The organism is Aeromonas sp. 130281, assembly GCF_056642115.1.
Map to the genome: position 1 here is coordinate 854960 of NZ_JBWVQS010000001.1, position 23019 is coordinate 877978.

Sequence of the window (23019 nt, forward strand, 5' to 3'; positions counted from 1 at the left end):
GATGTGACTCGCAGCCGGCATGCGGCCATCACAGGGTGGCCAGAAACTCGGCCAGGGCCCGGTTGACGAACTCGGGGTTCTCCAGGGTCGAGATATGGCCCGCCCCCGGTATCTCCCTGAAGGGGCAGGCCAGCGCCTCGGCCATCAGATAACCCTCCAGCACCGGGCGCGCCTTGTCCTCGCAGCCTGTCATCACCAGGCTCGGCATCGCCATCTCTTCGAGCCACTCGATGCGATCCTCCCGGGTCACGAAGCTGCGCCCCACCGCCACCAGGCTCGCCACCTGATCCGCTGGCCACTGGGCGAGCCGCGCCTTGAAGCCGCTCATCAGGGCGGGATCCGGCTCATGGGCAAAGAAGAGCGGCGCCACCTGCTCGATGACGGGGGCAGGAAGGGTGCCCAGCTGCTCTATCGTGGCCAGCATGCCGAGGTAGCGCTCGCAGGGGATCTGGGGCTCCCAGCCAACGAAGGTATCCATCAGCACCAGTCCCTTGAGGCGAGCGGGCGCCATGCGCGCCAGCTCCACGCCCCACATGCCGCCAATCGACAGCCCCACCAGCACGCACTGCTCGACGTCGAGGGCATCGAGCAGTGCCAGGTGATCCCGGGCCAGGGTTGCCAGGGTGCAGCCACCGTCAGGGAGCACGTCGGAATCACCGTGGCCCCAGAGCTCGGGGACGATGCAGCGATAGCTGCCCTTGAGCGCCTCGACTTGTGGCGCCCACATGGCACTGTCCCACAAATAGCTGTGGCCAAAGAGCAGCACAGGGCCCTGCCCCTCGTCCAGATAGGCCATGCGGCGGCCCGCTATCTCCATAAAATGCTTCATGTTATCTCCTGTTGCCAGCGGCTGCTGATGAGACGGCCGTGCAAAATCGCCATAAATGGCTTCATTTTTTCTATTGCCAGCGGTTGATGAGGCGGCAGTATCAATCGCCATCCCCATACAATGGCTTCATGTTTTCTTCTGTTCTGCTGGCAGCGACGGGGCGGCAGTGTAACACGCCACCCTTGGCAGTGGCGCCTCCCTGGTGCAAGCTGGGGTGGCTCACAAAAAGGACTCGAACAGGAGAAGATCATGCCGAAGGAAAAGAGCAAGAAACGCCCGCGCCTGGACAAGAAGACCTATGAACACCACCTGGCCCAGCTGCAGGAGGAGCTGGTCAAGCTGCAGGAGTGGGTCAAGCAGGAGGGGCTCAAGGTAGTGGTGCTGTTCGAGGGGCGCGACGCCGCCGGCAAGGGGGGCGTCATCAAGGCGATCACCGAGCCCCTCAATCCCCGGGTCTGCCGGGTCACCGCCCTGCCCGCGCCCTCGGACAGGGAGCGCACCCAGTGGTACTTCCAGCGCTATGCCGCCCACCTGCCGTCGGCGGGCGAGATGGTGCTGTTCGATCGCTCCTGGTACAACAGGGCCGGGGTGGAGCGGGTGATGGGCTTTTGCACCGACGCCGAATACCGCGAGTTTCTGCGTGCCTGCCCCGAGTTCGAGCGGATGCTGACTCGCTCCGGCATCACCCTCATCAAGTACTGGTTCTCGGTCAGCGACGAGGAGCAGGAGAAGCGCTTCAAGGAGCGCATCAACACCCCCATCAAGCGCTGGAAGTTCAGCCCCATGGACTTGCAGTCCCGCTCCCGCTGGGTGGAGTACTCCCGCGCCAAGGATGACATGTTCACCTACACGGATACCGAGGACTGCCCCTGGTTCGTGGTGGAGGCCGACGACAAGCGCCGCGCCCGCCTCAACTGCATCGCCCACCTGCTCGGCAAGGTGCCCTACGAGGCGATCCACTACGAACCCATCAAGCTGCCCCCCATCAAGACCGAGGGGTATGAGCGCCCGCCCCTGACCAGCCAGACCTTCGTGCCCGATATCACCGCCGCACTCTAAGCCTTATCCCCGTGACCCTGCCTGCCCGGTTACCCGCACGGCAGGCAATAAAAAGCCGGTCATTCGACCGGCAAAAAGGCATTGAATACTACGGAAACCTGCACAACAACACCATCAGGTGCGGATATATCTGGCGGTACGGGGGAACGCCTGCTCCTTGGCATCGAACAGGTAGCAGGCCTCGGCCGGAATGCCGACGCTGTACTGCTCGCCGGTGGCCACGTCCACGTCCGAGCTGGCCTTGACGGTGAAGTCGTGACCATCCACGTCCATGTAGACGAAGGACTCGGCCCCCAGGTGTTCAGCCACCTGCACCACCCCGCTCACCTTGCTGTCGGCATGGGGGTGATCCAGCGGCACCAGGTGCTCGGGGCGAATGCCCAGCTCCACCTTGTCACCGACGGCGCCGCTGCGGGCATCGACCCGGGCACGCACGGTATCGCCGGAAGTCAGCTTGACCACGCACTCCTGCTCGCCTATCTCCAGCAACTCGCCCGCCAGGAAGTTCATCTTGGGAGAGCCGATAAAGCCCGCCACGAACTTGTTGTCCGGGTTGTGATAGAGCTCGAGCGGGGTGCCGAACTGCTCCAGGTTGGTGGTCGCCTCGCCCTTGAGGGGGCTCAGCACCACGATGCGGTTGGCTAGCGTCATGGCCTCCACCTGATCGTGGGTCACGTAGATGATGGTGGAGTTGAGCTCCTTGTGCAGCTTGGCGATCTCGATGCGCATCTTGACCCGCAGGGCGGCGTCCAGGTTTGACAAGGGTTCGTCAAACAGGAACACCTGGGGTTGCTGCACTATGGAGCGGCCGATGGCGACCCGCTGGCGCTGACCGCCGGAGAGCGCCTTGGGCTTTCTGTCCAGCAGGGGCTCGAGCCCCAGGATCTCGGCGGCACGCATCACCCGCTTGTGGATGTTCTCCTTGTCCATCTTCTTGAGCTTGAGGCCGAAGGCCATGTTCTCGTAGATGTTCATGTGGGGGTAGAGGGCGTAGGACTGGAACACCATGCCCACGTTGCGCTCCACCGGCGGCACGTCGTTCATGTAACGACCGCCTATGGTCAGCTCACCGCTGGTGATGTCCTCCAGCCCCGCGATCATCCGCAGCAGGGTGGACTTGCCACAGCCGGACGGGCCGACGAAGACGATGAACTCCCCTTCCTTGATGGCCAGGTTGATGTTGCGCAGCGTGTCCTTGTGGACAGCCGGATCGTAGTTTTTGCGAACGTTGTTGAGTACTACTTCAGCCATGACGAGCTCCGCTCTGAAATCTGTGCAAATCGTGATAGTCGGGGGAGCACTCCCCCGGCCATTAAAACCTTAACCTTTCACCCCACCCGCGGTGAGGCCACCCACCAGCCAGCGCTGCGCCATGAGGAAGACGACAGTGATGGGCAGGCCGGACAGCACGGCGGCGGCGGCGAAGTCACCCCACAGATAGTTCTGCGGATAGAGGTATTGCTGGGCACCGACCGCCAGGGTCAGGTTGTTCACATCCTGCAGCAGGATGGAGGCCACGGGCACCTCGGTGATGGAGCCGATGAAGGCCAGAATGAAGACCACCGCCAGGATGGGCACCGACAGGGGCAGCAGGATCAACCTGAATGCCTGCCAGGGGGTCGCACCATCGATGGCCGCCGCCTCTTCCAGGGAAGAGTCTATGGTCTCGAAGTAGCCCTTGATGGTCCAGACGTGCAGCGCGATGCCGCCCATGTAGGCCAGGATCAGGCCGCCGTGGGTGTTCAGACCCAGCCAGGGGATGTAGTCGCCAATCTTGTTGAACAGCGCATAGATGGCCACCAGTGCCAGCACCGCCGGGAACATCTGGAAGATCAGCATCCCCTGCAATATGGTCTGCTTGCCACGGAACCGCAGGCGGGCAAACGCATAGGCGCAGGTGGTGGAGAGCACCACTATCATCAGGGCCGTGATGCCCGCGATCTTGATGGAGTTCCACAGCCAGGTCAGCACCGGGAAGGGTGGCGGCGTGATGCTGCCATCGGCATTGGTGATGGACATGCCGAGCGCCAGCTTCCAGTGATCCAGGGTCGGATTGGAGGGGATTATCTCCCCCACCGAGAAGTTGCCGTTACGGAACGAGATGGCGATGACCATGATCACCGGGAAGATGATCAGCGCCAGGAAGCCCCACATGACCAGGTGGGTTGCCCACACCCGGTATTTCACTGATTTGGGTTGTACGATAGCCATTGAGAAGCCTCCTTACAGCTTGTCCGCTTTGGACAATTTCAGGTTGAGCAGTGCAAGCGCGCCGACGATGAGGAAGATGGCGGTGGCGATGGCACTGGCCAGACCGTAGTCCTGACCACCCGAGCCCTGGAACGCGATCCGGTAGGTGTAGTTCACCAAGAGATCCGTGGTCCCGGCCGGGGTACTGGCCCCTATGATGTCCGGCGCCCCGTTCGTCAACAACTGGATAAGCACGAAGTTGTTGAAGTTGAAGGCAAAGGATGCAATCAACAGGGGAGTCAGCGGCTTCATCAAGAGCGGTACGGTGATCTTGAAGAAGTTCTGTACCGGACCCGCACCGTCCATGGCGGACGCCTCATAGAGATCTTCCGGGATGGCCTTGAGCAGCCCCATGCAGAGGATCATCATGTAGGGGTAGCCAAGCCAGGTGTTGACGATGAGGATCATCACCTTGGCCAGGAAGGGGGTGGTGTACCAGTCCGGCTTGATGCCGAACGCCGCTTCCAGGAACAGGTTGATCTCGCCGAAGTTCTGGTTGAACAAGCCCTTGAACACCAGGATCGAGATGAACGCCGGTATCGCATAGGGCAGGATCAGCATGACCCGGTAGAAACCGCGCCCCCTGAGCTGCTCCCACTGCACCAGACACGCCATCACCATGCCGATGGCCAGGGTGAAGGCCACCGAGCAGGCGGAGAAGATCACTGTCCAGACGAAGATCTGCATGAAGGGACCCTGGATACCCGGGTCTGTCATGATGCGGACGAAGTTCTTCCAGCCCACGCTCACCACGAAGCCAGGGGCAATGCCCTTGCCGACGAAGTGGCCATCAGCATCTATGTACTGATAGAAGCCGGTGTCGCCGTTGGGCAGCATCAGCTCGCCGTTCTGGTTGTCCCGCAGCAGGTTGCCGTCCTTGATAACGACACCGGACTTGAGCACGGCCCCGTCAACCAGCTGGGTATAGAGGGGCTTTTGCGCCGCAAACTTGCGCAGGCTGCTCAGGGTCAGGTGGATGGTACCATCGGGCAGCACCAGATCCAGGGCGCTCAGGTGAGTACGGTGATCGACGATGGCACGTATGGGTGCCGCCTGGTCGACCGCTTCCCCGTTCAGGGGTTGCAGCTGAACAACCTGTGGCTCGTCACGGACTCTGCCCTCACGGACGGCCAGTTCACGTGCCTTGTTGTTCAGCAGGGTAAGGGGTTGACTGATAAAGGATTGGTCGTCCTGTTGCAGCAGCAGCTGAAACTGATTGTTCTCACCACCCAGGAGGGTGAAATCGAATTCACCGCCGGTCACCTTATAGATTTTTTTCAGATGGAAATCCCGTGCCTGCTCGAGAGAGAGCAAGTTGGACCCCGAATAGTTGGTGAAGGCGATGCCGATCGTGTAGGCAAGAGGGAAGATGATAAAAACAACCATGCCTGCCACACCGGGGAAGATATAGCGGTGGGCATAGGTCTTCTTGTTCATGAAGACATAGAGACCGACGGAAACGACCACCAGATCGAGCAGGGCAAACACCCACTCGCCGCTGGCATACATCATCACGGCCGCATAACCATTAAGCACTGCAATCAGTGCCGCCATGGTCCACTTCAGCCAGACGTACTTGTCTTTCTTCGGACCGGCATAGGATTCGATAGAAGGTACAACTTCCATGCCAATTAACCTTTATTGCGCCAAGAGAGATTGGAGAGAGTGGGAGGCCCGAAGGCCTCCCTGGTGCTAGCTTACTGGACGATGCGCTTGGCAGCGGTATCCAGGGCTTCGTCAACGCTCTGACGGCCAGAGGTGACGTTCTTGAGGGCTGTTTCGAAGGAAGACCAGAAACGGCTCATCTCAGGCACGGACGGCATCGGCTCGCCATTCTGGGCGTTCTGCATGGTGGCCTTGATGTTGGGGTCGGTTTCCAGGGTCTTCTGGAAGGACTTCAGCGCCACGGCACCCAGCGGCTTGTCGGCGTTCACTGGCGCCAGACCGGCATCGGTCAGCAGGTAGTTTTCCAGGAACTCGATGGCCAGATCCTTGTTCGGGCTGGCGGCGTTGATGGTGGCACCCAGCACGCCGACGAAGGCCTTGGCCGGATTACCCTTCAGGGTCGGCAGCGGCGCTACGCCGTACTTGATGCCGCTCTTGTCCAGGTTGCTCCAGGCCCAGGGACCGTTGATCATCATGGCCACTTCGCCCTTGTTGAACTTGGCATCCATGACACCGTAGTCGATGCCCTTCTCCAGGTGACCGGACTTGATCATCTCGGAGATGTAGCCGACGCCGGCCTTGGCACCCGCGTTGGCCACGCCGGTGTCTTTCACGTCATAACCGGTGGCGGTCTTCTTGAAGGCATAACCACCGTTGGCAGCCACTAGGGGGTAGCTGAAGTAGGGGGTGTCATAGGCCCACATGATGGCGCGCTTGCCATTTTTCTTCAGGTCTTCGTCGATCTTGGCGATCTCTTCGAAGGTCTTGGGCGGATTGGGCAACAGATCCTTGTTGTAAATCAGGCTGACGGCTTCCACCGCGACCGGGTAGCCATAGGTCTTGCCATCGACAGTCATGGCGTCCCAGGCGAACTGCTCGAACTTGGCCTTGGTGGCGGCGTTCGGAGTCACTGGCACCAGCAGACCGGCCTTGACCCACTCACCGTAACGGTCGTGAGCCCAGAAGAAGATGTCCGGGCCGTTGCCGGTGGCGGCGGCTTGCTGGAACTTCACTTCTACCTGGTCCGGGTGCGCGACGGTCACCTTGATGCCGGTCTCGGCTTCAAACTTCTTGCCTACTTCGGCCAGGCCGTTGTAGCCCTTGTCACCGTTGATCCAGATGGTCAGCTGACCTTCGTCAATCGCAGCAGTGGCTGAGCAAGCCACACCCAGGGTAGCCAGACCGATCAGGGATGACAGCAATTTCTTTTTCATGAGCCTTTCCTTGTATTAGTTCCGCGCTGTAAGAGCATTGTGTGCGAGATGAATATTATCCCAAGCCTGCAACGCCTCACATGACACGCCTCGCATTTTTGAAATGCAATTACGTATTTTCTTCCAGAAAGTTATGAAAACATTTTCTTATTTCAGCGACTTATCGGGATTTATCGCCATATTTTTGACCTTGCATGGAAAATTAATTACCGAAAAGAAATAAATTTACACCATTGAAAGGGGTTTCACCCCATTGAAAACCCTTTCAACTCCATTATTTTGTTTAATGTGTTAACAAAAGTACCAAGCCGGATTCCAGACTCATCTCCCCCTTAAATAAAAAGGCACCGGAGCGGACTCCGGTGCCTTTTTGCCAGAAATGGTGACTGGATCACATTATGACTGGCGCAGCAGCTGATCCTTGAGGTTGGGCGGCACGCCACGGATGGTCAGGGTGTCGGTCTGGGGATCGTAGAAGACCCGGCTGTTCAGCAATTTTTGCTCGAAGCTCAGCGTCAGACCGCCACCTGAGCCGACAAACTTGGTCAGACCGCGCAGGGTGGAGCGATCGGCCGGGAAGCGATCTTCCAGCTCATATTCCTGACCGATGAAGCTGTAAAAATCGAGATCGCCGTCCCCTGGCAATTCTGCCGAGAGCTCCTTGATTTCGATCTCTTCACCGGCGCTCGCCTGCTCGGTGCAATATTTGAAGACCTGCTTCTTGTAATCATTGCGCTCGGCGGGTTCGAGCTGGCGGCTGTCGCAGTAATCGTCCACCGCCTGCAGCAAGCCTTTATTTTGTACCTTGGCATCCATGCCCTCGCGGGCACCCAGCAAGTCCATGAAAAAGTCCCCCAGCTTGCGGCCAACCCGCCCCTTGCTGAAGGTGATATAACGGCGAGAGTCCGGCTGGGTTTTCCACTCGGTCAGATCGATGCGGGCCACCAGGTTGAGTTTGCCGATATCCAGATAATGAATGTGACGCAGGTCCAGCGCCTCGCTGACGGTGACGCTCTCCTTGCCCTCCAGCAGGGCAATCATCAGATAATCGACCCCCACATAGTTGTATTTGGCAATCAGCAGCACCCCCTGCTCATCGAGGGCGTGCTCCACCAACTGCTTGACCAGCATCTGGGTCAGGGTGATCGAAAAGGGGACGAATTCGGTCTGCTCGCCAAGCAGCTGTTCGAGGGCAATGCGAAAGGCCGGAGACGGCTGTTTGGGAGCCTCTTCACCTTCTGCCAGCTCGGCGACGTCGGCCTCCGGGTCTGCAAAGAAACCGAAGCCCTTGCCACCCTTGCCGTTGTAGATGCGATGCAGTTCTGCCATCAGCCCTTGCACCGCCTCGTCGGCAGGCAGAGTCTGACTGCGGGTATCGGCGTGGGGCTGACCGTCATTGCCGGCGCGCAGGGAGTGAAGAATGATCTTGTCGATATCGAGACTCATGTCACAAAGCCATAGTGTTAGCCGAAAGGGTGAAGTATTATAAGGCGCTTTGAACCGAGATGAACCCAAGATTATGCCCATCGTATCAAAGTACAATAACGAGCAGTTTGACGCCCTGATGAACGACCTGATCACCGCCCTGGAGAAACACAAGGCGCCGGTGGATCTCAGTCTCATGGTGCTTGGCAACCTGACCACCAACATCATCAACGGTATGGCCCCGGCCCAGCGTCAGGCGATCACCGAGAAGTACATCCAGGCGCTCACCGCCTCGGTGGATCATCGCCACGATGCTCACTGAGTTTCTTCGCATTCTTTGATGTTTTTCAAGCAGATGGATCATTATGGTCGAAACCGGCAACCCCTATCGTGATAACGTTTCTCGCCTGATCACCTGGGGGCATTGGTTCTCCTTCTTCAACATCATCCTGGCCATGCTGATCGCGACCCGCTATCTGGGTTCCATCAGCTGGCCATCGACCACGCTCGGGGTCACCTATCTCATCGTCAGCTGGATAGGCCATTTCTCGTTCCTGAGCTTCGTCACCTATCTGCTGACCGTCTTCCCCTTGAGCTTCGTGCTGCCCAGGGAGAAGCCACTGCGCTTCATTTCGGCCATCATCGCCACCCTGGCGCAGGTGCTGCTGCTCATCGACACCCAGGTGTTCCAGCTGTTCAAGTTCCACTTGAATGGCCAGGTGTGGCAACTGCTGCTGGATCAGGCCCAGACCGAAGAGGGCTCTATCTGGAGCATCATCTTCGTCGCCGTGCCCACCATCTTCCTGCTGCAACTGCTGCTGTCGGCCTATGTGTGGCGCAAGATCAACAAGCGCAAGCGCCGCCAGTACGGCAATCAGGTGGGGCTGGCCCTGCTGGTCTGCTTCATGCTGACTCACCTGGTCAACAGCTGGGCCGATGCCACCCTGTATCAGCCCATCACCATGCAGCGCGCCAACTTCCCGCTCTCCTACCCCATGACAGCCCGCAGCTTCCTGGCCAAGCATGGCTGGCTCGATCTCGAGCAGTATGAGAAGAAGGCCGAGAACCAGGGCAGCGCCGAGCATCGCCTGCTCTATCCCCTGCGCCCCCTCAGCGTGAGTGCCCCGAGCGAGCACAAGAACCTGCTGGTGGTGGTGGTCGACTCCCTGCGGGCCGACATGCTCAACAACATCAACATGCCCAATCTGCAGCGCTATGCGGATCAGCACCTCAACTACAGACGCCATATGAGTGGCGGCAACGATGACGCCATGGGGATGTTCGGCCTCTTCTACGGGCTGCCCGGCCACTACTATGACGATATCCGTGCCGACAAGCGCCCGCCGGTGCTGTTTGACGAGATGCTGCGCCAGGACTATCAGTTCGGCCTGTTCGGTGCCCTGGAAGACGCCAAGCAATATCAGCAGAGCCTGCTCGCCGGCCTGCGCAAACAGGTGTTTGTCTCCCGCCAGAGTGATGACACTCGCCTCATCGGCGACTGGCAGCAGTGGCTTGGCACGCGCACCGCGGACAGGCCCTGGTTCTCCCTGGTCTATCTCTCGAGCCCGGGAGATTATCAGGTGCCCGCCAGCCTCAAGGGCCCCTTCCAGCCCGAGCTGACCCGGTTCAACCCGGCTACCGCCTACAGACCCGAGAACCTGCAGAAGCTGGAGAATCGCTACAAGAACTCGGTGTTCTACACCGACCAACTGCTGGAGCAGATGCTCTCCCAACTGCAGCAGCAGGGGCTGAGCGAGCAGACCATAGTCGTCATCACCTCCAATCACGGCCAGGAGTTCAACGAAACCCAGAGCAACAGCTGGGGCTATGGCAGCAACTACTCCCCCTATCAGGTGCAGGTTCCCCTGGTCCTCGCCTGGCCCGGCGTCGAGAGCCAGCCACAGGAGCAGGCAAGCAGCCATCTGGATCTGGTGCCGACCCTGATGAAGGGCATGCTGGGGGTACGCAACCCCCCTCGCGACTACAGCACAGGGCGCAGCCTGTTCGACACCAGCCCGCGCAACTGGCTGCTGGCTGGCGATCAGAATGACTTTGCCATCTATCAGGACAACACCATCACCCAGTTCAACAAGCAGGGTGACTTCGAGCTGCTGGATCGCGCCACCTATCGCCCCATCAAGCACGGTACCCCGGACATGGGGGCCATGATCCAGGTGATGAACGAGCTCAACCGCTTCTATCGCACTCCCTAGGTGCTAGCACGGCTCCAATCAGCCCGCCTTCTCGGCGGGCTTTTTATTGTCTAAAGATCCAGGCGGAACGCACCTTCCCCTCCCCCGGTCAGCGCCTTTCGCAAACGTATGTCCTGCAACTAGTGATTCATTTCTCAAAAAACTCAGTCCGATCAAGATCATAAAACCAAAATGATAATGATTATCAATCGTTGAAGCGAAGGGATTCATCTGCAATAATCCGCGCCCTTCAGGCTTAAATAAAAATCATTATCAACAATGAAAACACTGCTTCACTACTGGCCCATGCTGCTGTCCGGTACAGCCCTGGCCGCCAGCGATCCCGCCGGGACAGATCCCGAACCCAGGGCCCACGAGACCATAGTGGTCAAGGGGCAGCGCATCGAGCAGAAGCTGTCCGATGTCTCTGGCTCCATCACCGTCATCACGGAGGAAGATCTGGATCGCCAGGTCGCCACCGAACTCACCGACGTGTTCAAGAACGAACCCGGGGTCTCGGTGACCGGCTCCGCCGGTCGGCCGCAGAACATCATCATCCGCGGCATGGGCGGCAACCGGGTGCTCATCATCAAGGATGGGGTCCGGGTCAGCGACGGCTTCGGTGCCGACGACCTCAACGACAAGGTGGGCCGTTTCAGCTTCGATCTCGATGACGTCAAGCAGATAGAGGTCGCCAAGGGGGCCGGCTCCTCCCTGCATGGCTCCGATGCCATCGGCGGCACCATAGTCATCTCCACCAAGCAGCCGGAGGACTACCTGCAGGGGCAGGATGCCTATCTCGGCAGCAAGGTGCTGCAGGACGGCAGCAGCGACAAGCAGAAGCTGAGCGCCACCGGCGCCGCCCGGGTACTGGATAGCGAGCACCTGCTGCGGGTCTCCGGCTGGCAGGGGCACGAGACCGCCAACTATGACGAGAGCCGCATCCCGGCGGATCTGGACGGCCTTAGCGCCTCCACCAGCTCCCGCTTCCCGTTAAACGATCACCACCTGCTGCGCCTGGAGCTCGACTACTTCGAGGACAATGCAGAGCGGGATCAGGGGCCCCGCGAAGTGCCCCAGCCCGACGGCAAGTGGCAGGTGCGCCAATACCACGAGCAGGGCAGCCAGCGCACCCAGGGGGGCAAGCTTGGCTGGGAGGCGAGCGATCTCGGCAGTCTGCTGGCGGATCAGTTCACCTGGAGCCTCTATGGCAACCACTCCAAGAACAGCGCCAACAAGCGCAGCCTGCTGCAAAACGACCTGCTGAGCGGCTATCCCCGCTACCGCAGCGAGCGGGAGCTCTCCACCTTCACCGAAGAGAGGGTCGGCAGCGAGCTGGACGTGCGCCGGGATCTCGTCACCGGCGCCATCGCCCACAAGCTGAGCTACGGCGTCGAGCTGGAGCGTACCCGCCACGAGCGGCCGGTGGAGAAGCTGAGCCTGGAGGCGGGGGTGCCCCAGCCCAGCCAGTCCGAGCCCTTCAGCAGTGCCCGCACCGACCGGGCCGGCGTCTGGCTCGGCGATGTGGCGACCCTGGGCCGGTGGCAGTTCACCCCCACCCTGCGCATGGATCACCAGTGGCTGCGCCCGCAAGATGGCAATCAGGGTGAGAACCACAGCTGGCATCTCTCCCCGAGCCTGGCCACCAGCTACCGCGTCAACGAGCAGTGGCGCAGCTGGCTCAGCTATGCCAACGGCTTTCGGGCCCCCTCCTACGACAAGGTGTACGGCAACATTCCCCACTACTTCGCCCTGCCGCCATTCCAGATCATCGCCAACACGGATCTGAAGGAGGAGACCAGCCACAGCGTTGAGTGGGGGCTCAGCGGCGAGGGGGAGAACTGGAGCATCAAGCCGGCCCTCTTCTACAACCGCTACTACAACTTCATCGACTGGCGCGAGGTGGGGCTGCGCCTGAGTGACGGCGTCATCCTGCGCCAGTACCGCAACGTGGCCAAGGCCGAGACCTGGGGCGCGGAAATCGCCGCCAGCTACTGGCTGACCCAGGAGTGGGAGCTGGCCACCAAGCTCGGCTGGGTCGACGGGGAAGACAGCCAGGGCGAGGCTCTGCGCACCCTGACTCCGCTGGAGGGCAACACTCGCCTGAGCTACCAGACCCATGACTGGAGCCTGGGGGTGCAGGCGGACTACGCCGCTGCCATGAGCCGGGTGCCCAGTTGCGGCAACAGCCTGACCAAGAGCCAGGATGCCTGCCTCACGAGCGCTGGCTGGTTCAGTCTCGCCATGACGGCGGACTGGCTGATCACCGATGCCCTCAAGGTCAACTTCAAGCTCGATAACCTGTTCGACACCCGCTACACCCGCTATCAGGACGTGGCCGGGCTGGAAGCCGGTACCGACGCCTCCCTCTTCACCCAGAGCGGCCGCACCTTGAGTGCCAGCCTGCGCTACACCTTCGTGGGGATCTGATGCACAGCCTGCTTGTACTGGCCAGCCTGCTGGCCACCCCGGCCCCTGCCGCCCCGCCTCCTGAAGCAATCCAGGAGGCAGCGCCCCTTATCCCCGAGCGTCCACAACTGATGAAGGGGGAGATAGCCCGCCTCGATCCCTATGGCGGCTGGCGTGACGACAGTCGCCGCGCCCCCGATCTGCTGGCGCTGCTGCGCGAGCAGAACCGCTGGACCGACGAGCAACTCGCCACCCAAAAGCCCCTCGAAACAACGCTGCAAGGCGAGTGGCAGGCCAGGGCGCGGGGCGAGCCCCTGCCAAAGGAGTGGCTGACTCACGCGGGCAGCCAGTGGCGCATGGAGGCGGACGGCAGCCTGTGGCAGCGCAGCGACGCCCGCTCCGCCCCCCGCCAGCGGCTGGCCCCCCGTCAGCCCGCTCAGGGTTACTACGAGATTGCCGCCTGGGCCCTGCACCCGGATGGCCGCCTGCTTGCCCTGGCCGAAGACAGCCGTGGGGACAGGGACTACCGCATCACGGTGCTGGATCTGGCGAGCGGCGAGACGCTCACCACCCTGGCGCACCGGGCCAGCGATCTGCTCTGGAGCCTGGATGGCAAGACCCTCTACACCATTGCCAACGAACCCCGCACCCTGCGCCCCTGGCAGCTGTGGGCCTGGCAGGCCGACAAGGAGGCGCTGGTGCACCAGGAGGCCGATCCCGCCTGGCTGCTCAGCCTCTATCGCACCACGGACAACCGCCACCTGGTGCTGCAGAGCAACAACCACGACAGCTCGGAGCAATACCTGCTGGATAAGGGCGGCCCGACCCTGCTCAGGGCCCGTGAACATGGGCTCGAATACTACCTGGATACCCAGGGGGAGAGAGTGCTTGTCAAGAGCAACCGGGACGGGGCCATGGGGCTTTATCAGGCGCCCAGCCTGGCGAGCCTGGCGGCTGGTCCCTGGCAGCCCCTCTGGTCCGGCGAGGGCCGGGAGCTCGAGAAGTGGCGCCTGTTTGCCCGCCACACAGTGCTGCAATACCGCAAGGCAGGGGACGACTGGCTCGATGTGCTGGACGCAGACGGCAAGCTGACCCACAGCCTGGCGCTCACCGAAGGAGCCGGCACGGCCTGGATCCAGGGGGCCCATGATCCCGCCAGTCAGCAGATCCTGATCCGCCGCCAGGGCATGGCCGAGGCGCCGCACCAGCGCTGGCTGGATCTGGCCTCCGGTCAATGGCAAGCCGCTGACAAACCGGTCGCGAGCCCCCTCTATCAGAGCGAGCGGCGCTGGGTCGTCGGCCGTGACGGCGTCAAGGTGCCTGTCTCCCTGGTGTGGCGCAAGGACATCCACTCCCCCAAGGCACTGCTGCTCTACGGCTATGGCGCCTACGGTACCCCCATGCGCCCCTACTACCAGCCCCAGGTGCTGAGCCTGCTGGATCGCGGCTTCGTCTACGCCATCGCCCATGTGCGCGGCGGGGGCCTGCTGGGGGAGGCGTGGTACAAGGAGGGTCGCGGCCAGCAGAAGCAACACAGCGTGGACGATTTCCTGGCGGTGGCAGACAGCCTGGCCCGGGATCCCGCCATCGATCCGGACCGGCTGTTCGCCATGGGGGGCAGCGCCGGCGGCCTGCTGGTGGCGGCGGCCCTCAATCAGGCGCCGACCCGCTTCGCCGGGGCCGTGTTGCAGGTTCCCTTCGTCGACCTGCTCGGCACCATGCAGGATCCCGAGCTGCCCCTCACCCGCCAGGAGTACGGGGAGTGGGGCAATCCGGCCATCCCGGCCGACTATGCGGCCATGCGCCGCCTGAGCCCCTACGACAACCTGCACGCGGCCCCCTACCCGCCCCTCTATGTGACGGCAGGGCTGCACGACAGCCAGGTGCCCTACTGGGAGCCGCTCAAGTGGCTGGCCCGCCTGCGGGCCCACAGCACAGGAGCCGGTCCCTATCTGCTGCACACCGAACTCGACGGCGGCCATCTCGCCAGTGCGGGCACCGCGCAGCAGAAGGCTGCCCGTGAATATGCCTTCCTGCTCTCCCTGGCTGGGGTCCGTCACTGATGTCCGCATTCACCTTTTCTGTTTTGGAGTCACCCATGAAACCCTCCTCCCTGGCCCTCTGGCTGGCGGCAACCCTGCTCCCCCAGCCCCTGCTGGCGGCCGAGCTGCAGTTTGTCGATGAGCCACCCCTGACCACCACGCCCCAGGCCTGGCTGGAGCAGCGCCTCGGCGTGACGCTCTCCCCCGACTACGACAGGGCCAGCCTGCTCGGCCATCACCATAGCTTCCGCATGCTGGTCAACGGCCTGCCGGTGGCCACCACCCAGGCCGCCGTCAGCATAGACGGCGCCGGCAGACCCTGGCGCCTCTATCACAATCTGCGCCCCTTGCAGAGTGCCGCGCCCGGCTGCGATGCCAGCACCAGCCTGGATCCCCTGCTGGACCAGCTGCGCGCCGACGGCAGCCGGATAGACCCGCTGGGGCCGGTCGAAGCCTGGTACTGGCGCGACGGCGACACCCTGGTGCCGGCCCTGCGCCAGCGGGTGAGCGAGCACAAGGAGGGCAATGCCAAGGCCACCCGGATCCAGCTGTTTGCCAGTTGCGAAGGGGATCGCGAGCTCGGCCGCTGGGGCGATCAGGCGAGCACCCAGGCGCAGCGTACCCCCGATGCGGGAGATCAGCTTGTCCTGGCGCGGGTGTTCGATCCCGATCCCCGCACCCAGCTGCAAGACGCCAGCCTGGTCTGGCACGAGGCTCTGGTGCTGGCGGATGCCGCCTATCAGGACAAGGTCTCCCTGCCGGTCAGCCTGCAGGGCTCGGACTATGTGCTGAGCGGCCCCCATGCCAGGGTGGTGGATGCCATCGAGCCCACCACCGCCCCCTACGGGACAGACAACCAGCAGGCCTTTCGCCTGACCCGGGACGACCCGGGCTTTGCCGACATCAACGCCTACTACCACCTGGATCTCGCCCAGCGCCACCTCAAGGCCCTCGGCTTCACCGACCTCATCCCCGGCGCCCTCGACGTCGACACGGACGCAGGCTATCAGGACAACTCCCTCTACGATCCGTTCGAGCGCAGGCTGGAGCTGGGCCGCAGCGGCGTCCCCGATGCCGAGGATCCCATGGTGATCTGGCACGAGTTCGGCCACGGAGTGCAGCACCACATAGTGCCGGATCTCGGGGAAGAGGGGGATTGGGGCGCCATCGGCGAGGGCTTCGGCGACTTCCTGGCCGCCAGCCATCGCCAGCGCAGCGAGGCGGGGCGCCAGTTCGAACCCGCCATGGTGTTCAACTGGGATGCCCGCTTCACCGACCGCACCCCGCGCCAGCTGGACGATACTCGGGCCCGCTACCACCCGGACTACAACTACCCGGCCCACCGCACCATCAACGGCAGCAACGGGGATCAGCTGTGGGGCACCCCGCTGTTCCAGGCCCTGCTGGCGTCGGTGGCCGAGCACGGGGAAGGGGCGCGGGACGAGTTCGATCGCCTCGTCATCGAGTCTCACTTCGGCCTGGGGCCCGCCATCCGCATGCCGCAGCTGGCCCGCATTACCGTGGACACGGCGGCGCGCCTCTATCCGGCGCGCTCCTATGCTCGCCATCTGGAGCAGGCGTTTCGCCAGCACGGCCTGCTGCAGGCCCCCGTCAACGTCGCCCTGGCCGAGGGCAGCGCCCTTGCGCTGGGGCAGCGTCAGTCGGTGCAGCTGGACCTCAGCAACGCCGGCAGCACCCCGGTGACCCTCAAGGACCTGACCCTGTCCCTGCCCGCCGGCCTGCAGGCCGATCCCCTGGCCTGGTCAGCGACCACCCTGGCGGCCGGCGCCAGCCTCACCACCACAGTGCGACTGCAGGCCGCCAGCCCGCTGGCCTGTGGCGACGAGGTGAGCCTGCCGGTGAGCCTCGTCATGAGGGGCACCAGCCCGACCGAGCGTCAGTGGCAGCAGTCCCTCACCCTGCCCATAGGCACCCCCGTCATCAGCCGGGCCAACGGCAAGCCGCTGACCCTCAAGGATGCCCAGAGCGAGGAGGTGCGCGGCATCAGCGAAACCAGCCTGGTGCTGGAGAAGAGCGACACCCGGGTGAGCGATCGCCTGCAGCTGAACCTGGACTTGCAACACCAGGCCCTGGATGAGCTGGAGATCTGGCTCAACTCCCCCTCCGGCACCCGCATCCAGATCTGGGACAAGGGATACAGTCCGTTGCCACGGCTCAAGGGGGTCTTCCCCACCGAGCTGCTGCCCCTGCAACCCTTCACCCCCCTGGTGGGAGAGCCGCTGGCCGGTCGCTGGACCCTGGAGGTGGTGGACAGCAAGCCGGGCCATCAGGGGCGCATCAACGGCTGGAGCATCAGCCAGCGCACCGGCGCCCAGTGTGGTGAGCCCGTCGCCCCGCCGGATGACGGCATCATCCACTTCGACACCGCGGACAGCAGCGGGGGCGGCACTGTCAACCTGCTCTGGCTGCTGCCGCTCACCCTCTGGCGCCGCCTCTGCCGTCGCGGCTGATCCATCCCCATAAAAGCAAAGAGGGGCCAAGGCCCCTCCAAGGACAAGAAATGAAGATGAGAATGACCCCGCTGGCCTGTCTGCTGGCCCCCCTGCTCAGCGCCTGTGGTGGTGGCGGATCCGACGAGGCGCCCCTGACCGCGCCGGACTACCGTCTGACGGTCAACCTGCCCGCAGCGGGCACCCTGTGCGTCAACCAGAACCAGAACGACAACTGCGAGCCAGGCGAGCCCGTGGTCAGTGGCGAGGCTGGCGCGCGCCAGTTGAGCGCCAGCGCCCCCGGCCTGCTCACCAGCCCCTTGCTGTTCCTCCCCCGGGAGCCGGGCGCCCTGACCCTGACCCACCCGGCGGCGCGCCTGGACGATCAGCACCTCACCCCCACCCCCTTGAGCACGCTGCTGCAGACCCGGGTCGCGGACGGGATACCGCCTGCCCAGGCCCTGGCCGAGCTGCTGCTCGCCCTTGCGCCCCTGCAACCGGATCAGGGACTCGCGGCCCTGGTGCAGCTGGAGGAGTTCAACAGGGCTCTGGAGGCGCTCGCCCTGGCGACACGGGATGACGCCGCCAGCCTGCCCGGTCTCGCCACCGGCGAGCGCCAACGCCAGATCTGGCAGGGACTGGTCACCCTGCTGCCCGAGCTCGCCCGGCACTTTGCCGCAAGCCCCGAGCTCCTGAGCCAGCAGGCCAGACTCGCCGCCGTGCTGATGCAGCAGCAACCCCGGGCGTTGGTGACCGCCAGCGGCGTCACCACCTACACGGACGGGGTGGATTACCTGCTGACCCAGGAGCCTGCGGATCACCCGGGCCAGGAGGCGAGCCTGGGCCAGGCGCCCCTGCGCTATCGCAAGCTGGACGGCAAGGGGCAGCCCCTGGCGGACAATGCCGACGAGTGGGAGTGCGTGGAGGATCTCAACACCGGCCTCATCTGGGAGAAGAAGCTCGATGATCCGGACAGTCCGCGGGATCTGCACAAAGTCTTCGCCTGGGAGTTTGGCAACTATCACCCCAGTCAGGCGGAGCTGGATTATGCCTGCCCCGAGGGGGAAGCTATCTGCTCCACCGAGCAGTATCGCCAATGGCTCAATGGACAACGACTCTGCGGCATAGGGCACTGGCGCCTGCCCACGGCCCAAGAGCTAGGCAGCCTGCAACACTACGGATCCCTCGCCCGCCAGGATGGCCAGCGGGTCAGCCTGGATGTGCGCTACTTCCCCGACGTCGGTCCCTCGAGCGGCGACTTCGATGGCAGCTACTGGACCCAGACCCTGACCCCATCCCGGCGCCTCGAGAGCGTCCCCATCGCCGTCATCAGCCCTCTGTTCCTGGGGGAGGATGCGGGCACCGATTACCCCTATGGCGTCCAGAACGAAAATGAAATCAATGCCATACAACTGCGCCTTGTGGCCGAGGTAACCCGATGAACAAGTATCTTCTGACCCTGCTGCTCACCCTGTGCAGCCCCCTGGCACTGGCCATCGCCATCTGCGACGACAGCCTGCCGCGCACCAGCCCCAGCTCCCGCTTCCTGGATCGCGGCAACGGCACCGTCACCGACCGGGCTTCCGGCCTCACCTGGATGCGCTGCCAGCTCGGCCAAAGCTGGCAGAATGGAAGCTGCAGCGGCGAGCCGACCCGGCTCTACTGGCAGCAGGCCCTGCTGACCGCAGAGCGGATCCGCACCGAGCCGAGCCATGCCCTCCACGGTTTCGGCGGCCACACCGATTGGCGCCTGCCCACCATCAAGGAGCTCATCAGCATACTGGAGTCCGCCTGCTACAAGCCGGCATTGAACGAGACCCTCTTCCCCCGCGCCATGGCCGGGGACGGCAAGGAGGTGAACGACGGCTATGTCTACCTCTGGTCCTCCACCCCGGTGCCCGCCAGCAAGGGCGTCGCCTATCTGGACATCACCAGTGGCGCCATCGGCATGCGGGCCCCCGGCTCCTGGGCAAAGCAGGTGCTGCTGGTAAGGTGAGCAGTCCGGGCGGGGACTCCCCTGCCCGGTTTTCCCCCGAATGGCCCCTTTGGGGTGGAAGGCGTCAAAAAAGCATCAAATTACGTCACCCTGTGCCGGTTCAGGCTGGTTTTGCGCGCCGGAGCGCTGGCGTGAAACGGGCAGAGCGGTTAGTCTAGCGGCGTTGAACCAATCCCATGAGGTACAGATGAAAACCGTATTGCGTTTTAGCCTGCTGGGCGCCTTGTTACTGGGCGGCCATGCCTTCGCCGCCGAACCGAAAAAATTTGATATCAGCATGTTCCCTGCCGCCGAAGTGAACCAGGAACGTGTCGTGATCCGCCTGCCGGAAGTCGAAAACGAAGCCGACATGATGGTCGAGCTGCAAGTGGGCAAGAAGATGCTGGTGGACTGCAACCTGCCCCGCTTCGCCGGCAACCTGGAACAGCACAGCGTCAAGGGCTGGGGCTACAACTACCTGACCCTGGGCCAGGTCTCGGGTCCTGTCAGCACCCTGATGGCCTGCCCGGATGGCCAGAAGAAAGAGAGCTTCGTCCAGATCTATGGTCAGGGCTTCTTCGTGAACTACAACTCCAAGCTGCCGTTCGTCATCTATGTGCCGCAGGAGTATGAAGTGCGCTACCGTCTGTGGCGTGCCGACAACCTGGCGCAGCCAGCCATGATTGAATGAGTGCCCGACGCTCAGGTTCAGCCAATCCATGAACAAATAAAGGCGCCGTATGGCGCCTTTATTTTATTGTTTTTACCCCGCATAGACCGGGTCCAGCTGTACAAAACCTGACATAACTCCACTATTTTTCAGGCTTTTTGTGCTGTGGACCGCAAAATCCTCCCTCGGGATGAGACAAAGGGTGTTCGATAAAAGATATTTATTAACATAGTAAGAAAATTGATTTTGCACTCTGCGACGGCCTGATGATACTTGCCCGCAAAGGTCAAACTAACCAGAACAAGAGCACTATGAGCTTCGAATCAGACAAGCGTTTCAACGACTTCAAACATTTTCCCCGTGGCCTGCGTCGCAGTGGCGAATTCACCGTGGCCGAAGCGGACAGTCTGGAAAAGTACGGCACAGTGATGCTGGCGCTCTATCAGGGCAACCTGGCCCCCCGCGATGACGTAGAAAGCGCCTTCATCGAGCAGGTCAAGTCTGGCGCAGCCGGCAGCAACCCCCACGCCAAGGTATGGTTCAAGTACCTGAAGGTGATTGGTCCCAAGCGGGTGCACCGTCTGTGCACAGTCGCGGGTGGCGCCAATGAGGATGCGGGCGGCAGCTTTGAGGGCGGTGGCGGCGGTGGCAGCGACGAGTCCCTCGATTAATGGATACCGAGCTGCTTCGGACCTTCATCGAGGTCAGCAAGACCCGGCATTTTGGCCGGGCTGCCGAGAATCTCTACCTGACCCAGTCGGCGGTCAGCTTTCGGATCCGCCAGCTCGAGCAACAACTCGGGGTCAGCCTGTTTGCCCGCCATCGCAACAATATCCGTCTGACCGCCTCCGGTGAGCGTCTGCTGCCTTACGCAGACGCCATCTTGCATACCCTGGGCCGCGCCAAGCAGGACGTGGCCCTCTCTCCCGGTTTCAGTCAGCAGCTCGCCATAGGTGCACCCGCGGTGTTCTGGGAGCTCGACTTCAATGACTGGCTCAACCACGTCTATGCCCTGGCCCCCGGCCTCGCGGTGCGGCTCGAGACGGCGTCTCGCGAGCACCTGTGCCGCCAGTTGCTGGAGCGCTCCCTCGATCTCGCCCTGCTCTCCGAGCCGACCAAGATAGACGAGATAGCCCTGCATCCCATAGGCGAGCTGGTGTTCGAGCTGGTGAGCCGCGAGCCGGCCGCCAATGCGGACAGCCTGATGCAGATGCCCCATATTCACCTCGACTGGGGCACCAGTTTCGAGCCCCCTTCCAGCCGGTTGCAGAGCCTGCAGAAGACCCCGGTGCTGCACTCGAGCTCGGCCAGCATGGCGCTGCAGTTCGTGCTGGCCAACGGGGGCGCCGCCTATCTGCCGCGGCGTATGGTGAGCCCCTTCCTGGAGCAGGGACAACTGCACCTGGTGGAAGGGGGACAGGCGCTGAGCCGCCCGCTCTACCTCGCCTATCTGGAGAAATCCGATCGCCGGGAGCTCATCGATCAGCTGCTCACCCTGCCGCTGGGGTGGGATGGCGCCGATCTGCGGCTGCCATCGGCCGAGTAGCCGGGCCTCAGCCTGAACAGCATGAAAAAAGGGGCCAAGCGGCCCCTTTGTTATGGATGCGTGCCGTCAGCCATGGTGACGACGGTCGTTGGCCTGGGCCAGCAGGGTGCGGCTCTCGCGCAGGAACTCGTCGGCATGTTCGCCGAAGAAGCTGGAAACTTGCGAGAAAGCCTCGATGAAACCGTCCCTGTCCCCCCGCTCCAGCAGCCCCAGCGCCTCGCCGAAGTTCTGGTAGTAGCGGCGGATCATCGCGAGGTTCTGCGGTGACGAGAGGATGATGTCGGCATAGAGGTGGGGATCCTGGGCAAACAGCCGCCCTACCATGGCGAGCTCCAGCCGGTAGATGGGGGAGCTCAAGGCAAGCAGGCGGTCGATGTTGGCCTGCTCCCGGGAGAGGTGCCAGCCGTAGGCGAAGGTGGCGAAGTGGCGCAGCGCCTGAATGAGGGTCATGGCCTCGTCGTGAGCCTTGGCCTCCACCTGTTGCAGCCGTGCGCCCCAGATGGTCATCTGATCCAGCAGCCACTGGCTGGCGGCGGGGTCGCGACCCTGGCAGCAGACGATCACCTGCTTGGCGAGGCTCGCCACATCCGGCCCGAACATGGGGTGCAGCCCCAGCACAGGCCCCTGGTGCACCGCCAGCATGTGCTCGAGCGGCGCCGCCTTCACGCTGGTCACATCCACCAGCAGGCAATCCGCCGGCAGCTTGCCGAGCCGGTCGATGATCTGGCAGGTGATGTCGATGGGCACCGCCACCATCACCAGCCCCGCATCGGCGAGGATCTCGTCGGCGCGCGGCCAGTCACCCTGCTCCAGGGTCTCGACCCGGTAGCCGGAGAGGCCGAACATCTGGCCGAACAGGCGGCCAAGCTGGCCCTGGCCGCCGATGATGACCACCTTGCCAAGATCCGGCTTCATGCACTTGAAGTGGTTCTCTTTTTCGCTGGCGGATTCCAGAATATAGGATTCGCGCATCACCCGGCGCAGCACATCCTCGATGAGATCCCCGGGCACCCCCAGCAGTTCGGCCTCGGCCCGGCGGCGGGCCAGCATGCTCGCCTCCCTGTCCGGTGCATAGATGGGCAGGCCGTGGCGGCTCTTCACTTCACCCACTTCCCCCACCAGGGCCAGACGGGCGGCCAGCAGATCAATCAGCTGCCTGTCCACCGCATCTATCTTGTCCCTGAGGGCATTCAACTCTTCAGCCATATCCAGTCCCTGCCGGCGCCGCAGGCGGCGGCGCCCTGTGATTCAAGAGGCAACAAGGTATCACTGCGTAGGCAGTGATACCTCTAT

The 23019-nt window shown here is 62.8% G+C and carries 18 protein-coding genes; 11 read left to right on the top strand and 7 right to left on the bottom strand.

The window, feature by feature from the left end:
• Positions 1–28: 28 nt before the first annotated feature.
• Positions 29–829: an alpha/beta fold hydrolase gene (locus AC1IN8_RS03715; RefSeq protein WP_479758108.1), complete on the bottom strand. Its 801-nt coding sequence runs from the start codon at positions 827–829 to the stop codon at positions 29–31.
• A 249-nt stretch (positions 830–1078) separates the two neighbouring features.
• Between AC1IN8_RS03715 and ppk2 the strand changes: the two genes are divergently transcribed.
• Complete coding sequence (gene ppk2, locus AC1IN8_RS03720) at positions 1079–1888, top strand: polyphosphate kinase 2 (RefSeq protein WP_479758110.1); 810 nt, start codon at positions 1079–1081, stop codon at positions 1886–1888.
• Between the two features lie 114 nt (positions 1889–2002).
• Here ppk2 and AC1IN8_RS03725 read toward each other — a convergent pair whose 3' ends face one another.
• The 5 genes from AC1IN8_RS03725 to yejK form a co-directional block, all read right to left on the bottom strand.
• A complete protein-coding gene (locus tag AC1IN8_RS03725; RefSeq protein ID WP_319917796.1) occupies positions 2003–3139 on the bottom strand; it encodes an ABC transporter ATP-binding protein in 1137 nt (378 codons plus the stop codon).
• Positions 3140–3208: 69 nt separating this feature from the next.
• The gene (gene malG, locus AC1IN8_RS03730) at positions 3209–4099 is read right to left on the bottom strand and encodes a maltose ABC transporter permease MalG (protein WP_025326477.1); all 891 of its coding nucleotides are present in this window, start codon (positions 4097–4099) and stop codon (positions 3209–3211) included.
• 12 nt (positions 4100–4111) lie between these two features.
• Positions 4112–5764, bottom strand: coding sequence for a maltose ABC transporter permease MalF (gene malF, locus AC1IN8_RS03735; RefSeq protein ID WP_404838148.1), 1653 nt, complete (start codon positions 5762–5764; stop codon positions 4112–4114).
• A gap of 71 nt (positions 5765–5835) precedes the next feature.
• A complete protein-coding gene (malE, locus tag AC1IN8_RS03740; RefSeq protein WP_025326475.1) occupies positions 5836–7017 on the bottom strand; it encodes a maltose/maltodextrin ABC transporter substrate-binding protein MalE in 1182 nt (393 codons plus the stop codon).
• A 396-nt stretch (positions 7018–7413) separates the two neighbouring features.
• Positions 7414–8463, bottom strand: coding sequence for a nucleoid-associated protein YejK (gene yejK / locus AC1IN8_RS03745; RefSeq protein ID WP_202046239.1), 1050 nt, complete (start codon positions 8461–8463; stop codon positions 7414–7416).
• Positions 8464–8536: 73 nt separating this feature from the next.
• On the opposite strand from yejK, the gene AC1IN8_RS03750 reads away from it, so the two are divergent.
• From AC1IN8_RS03750 to hdfR, 10 genes are all read left to right on the top strand, one after another.
• A complete protein-coding gene (locus tag AC1IN8_RS03750) occupies positions 8537–8764 on the top strand; it encodes a YejL family protein (protein ID WP_011705556.1) in 228 nt (75 codons plus the stop codon).
• Between the two features lie 43 nt (positions 8765–8807).
• Positions 8808–10655, top strand: a complete 1848-nt coding sequence (locus AC1IN8_RS03755; protein WP_479758111.1) for a DUF3413 domain-containing protein — start codon at positions 8808–8810, stop codon at positions 10653–10655.
• A 258-nt stretch (positions 10656–10913) separates the two neighbouring features.
• On the top strand, positions 10914–13064 hold the full coding sequence (locus AC1IN8_RS03760) for a TonB-dependent hemoglobin/transferrin/lactoferrin family receptor (protein WP_479758112.1): 2151 nt from the start codon (positions 10914–10916) through the stop codon (positions 13062–13064).
• On the top strand, positions 13064–15106 hold the full coding sequence (locus tag AC1IN8_RS03765) for a prolyl oligopeptidase family serine peptidase (protein ID WP_479758113.1): 2043 nt from the start codon (positions 13064–13066) through the stop codon (positions 15104–15106). Before AC1IN8_RS03760 ends, AC1IN8_RS03765 begins: the two co-directional genes overlap by 1 nt.
• Before the next feature lie 35 nt (positions 15107–15141).
• Positions 15142–17556 (top strand): proprotein convertase P-domain-containing protein, encoded by a 2415-nt coding sequence (locus tag AC1IN8_RS03770; RefSeq protein ID WP_479758114.1) that lies wholly within the window; start codon positions 15142–15144, stop codon positions 17554–17556.
• 62 nt (positions 17557–17618) lie between these two features.
• Positions 17619–18977, top strand: a complete 1359-nt coding sequence (locus AC1IN8_RS03775) for an Lcl C-terminal domain-containing protein (protein ID WP_479758458.1) — start codon at positions 17619–17621, stop codon at positions 18975–18977.
• Positions 18974–19531: an Lcl C-terminal domain-containing protein gene (locus AC1IN8_RS03780; protein WP_139435884.1), complete on the top strand. Its 558-nt coding sequence runs from the start codon at positions 18974–18976 to the stop codon at positions 19529–19531. Before AC1IN8_RS03775 ends, AC1IN8_RS03780 begins: the two co-directional genes overlap by 4 nt.
• Before the next feature lie 187 nt (positions 19532–19718).
• A complete protein-coding gene (gene eco, locus AC1IN8_RS03785; RefSeq protein ID WP_005328180.1) occupies positions 19719–20201 on the top strand; it encodes a serine protease inhibitor ecotin in 483 nt (160 codons plus the stop codon).
• Between the two features lie 290 nt (positions 20202–20491).
• Entirely contained in the window at positions 20492–20851 is a 360-nt protein-coding gene (locus tag AC1IN8_RS03790; RefSeq protein WP_005328181.1) for a MaoP family protein, read from the top strand.
• Positions 20851–21726, top strand: a complete 876-nt coding sequence (hdfR, locus tag AC1IN8_RS03795; RefSeq protein ID WP_025326467.1) for an HTH-type transcriptional regulator HdfR — start codon at positions 20851–20853, stop codon at positions 21724–21726. The genes AC1IN8_RS03790 and hdfR overlap by 1 nt, the downstream gene beginning before the upstream one ends.
• 66 nt (positions 21727–21792) lie before the next feature.
• Here the strand turns inward: hdfR and tyrA are convergent, their stop codons facing one another.
• Positions 21793–22932: a bifunctional chorismate mutase/prephenate dehydrogenase gene (gene tyrA / locus AC1IN8_RS03800; protein WP_265436810.1), complete on the bottom strand. Its 1140-nt coding sequence runs from the start codon at positions 22930–22932 to the stop codon at positions 21793–21795.
• Between the last annotated feature and the right edge of the window lie 87 nt (positions 22933–23019).